We start from the raw sequence: 1,507 nt of genomic DNA, 5'->3' as shown, positions 1-1,507 counted from the left end.
CACCCGGCAGAGCGCTCCGTCGCCCGCCCCCACCGCCACTCCCGCCCCCACTCCCACCGACCCCCAGGAGCCGCCCACCCCGCCGGGCTCGGCGGCCCCACAGCCCCCGCAGGGACTGCCGAACCCGCCGGACCTGCCGGATCAGCGCCCGATGCTCCCCGAGACCGGGAGCGCCGGGCCGGGAACCCTGACCGCCACGGCGGCCGTCCTCCCCTACCAGGGCTCGACCGACCCGCCGCCAACCGTGCCGGCCGCCTCCCGCGGCGGCGCAGTGCTGCTGCGCTCGACCAGGGTGGTGGCCAGGTCCACCCGCAGCGCGGCGGGCCTGGCACCCCGTGCGAGGTCGATGACCAGGCGGGCCGCGACCTCGGCCATCTCGGTCAGCGGCTGGCGGACGGTGGTCAGCGGCGGACCGACCCAGCGGGCCAGCGGCAGGTCGTCGAAGCCGACCACGCTGAGGTCCTCGGGGACACGGAGCCCCAGCTCACGGGCGGCCTCGTAGAGTCCGAGGGCCTGCAGGTCGTTCCCCGCGAACACCGCCGTCGGCCGGTCCGGCCTCCCCAGCAATTCCACCCCGATCCGGCGGCCCGCCTCGTGGTGGAAGTCTCCCGCGCGGACCAGCTCCGGGTCGTACGCGATGCCCGCCATGTCCAGCGCCGCACGGTACCCGTCGGCCCGGGCCCGGCTGCACATCATCCGGGCCGGCCCGCCGATGAGGCCGATCCGGCGGTGACCGAGGTCGAGCAGGTGCCGGGTGGCGGCCAGGCCGCCGTCCCAGTTGGTGGTGCGCGGGCACGTCACCTGCTGACCCGGGTCACCCGCCGGGTCCAGCACCACGAAGGGTATGCCGCGGCCTGCCAACTGCTCCTGCTGCGAGCGCTCCAGGCGGGACAGGACCAGCAGCACACCGGTCGGCCGCCGGGCGAGCACCCCGTCCACCCACGACTGACCCGGCGTCAGCCGCCCGGCGGACTCGGACAGCACTATGCTCAGGCCTTCTTCGCGTGCCACGTTCTCGACGCCGCGGATCACCTCCGTCGCCCAGGAGCTGTCCAACTCGTGGAAGACCAGGTCGAGCAGCGGGCTGGTCCGGGTGTCGCCGCCCCGCCGGCGGTAACCGTGCTGCCGGAGCAGCTTCTCCACCCGCTCCCGGGTGGCCGGGGCGACGTCGGCCCGGCCGTTCAGGACCTTCGAAACAGTCGGCGCCGAGACGCCCGCCTCCTGCGCGATCTCGGCGAGGGTCGCCACTCTTGTCACCAGGTCCTCCTGCACGCCCCGCCGGGCGAACTCCACCGCTGCGATCCGGCCGTACGGAACGGATGCTAACCGCTCGGCTTCGTGGGACGAACCCCGCTGGAGCTCTTGGCGGGCGCGGACGGCGCACCTGGATTTCCCACAACATTCGGACCGGTCATCACGGTGATCGCCGGTGGGTGCCGAACCGACCGTGCCACCGGCCGGTGGGGCGGCCGGTGGGGCGGCCGTGGCACGGTCGGGGAGGGGGAAT

General features: G+C 74.8%; 1 protein-coding gene. It reads right to left on the bottom strand.

From position 1 onward, the window contains the following. Window positions 1-213 precede the first annotated feature (213 nt). Entirely contained in the window at window positions 214-1,257 is a 1,044-nt protein-coding gene (locus tag C2142_RS36775; RefSeq protein ID WP_241003034.1) for a LacI family DNA-binding transcriptional regulator, read from the bottom strand. Window positions 1,258-1,507: the final 250 nt, after the last annotated feature.

The sequence above is a fragment of the Streptomyces sp. CB01881 genome (genome assembly GCF_002953255.1).
GTDB lineage: Bacteria > Actinomycetota > Actinomycetes > Streptomycetales > Streptomycetaceae > Kitasatospora.
Note: the sequence above shows the minus strand (reverse complement) of the source record. Positions and strands in the feature narration are given on the sequence as shown.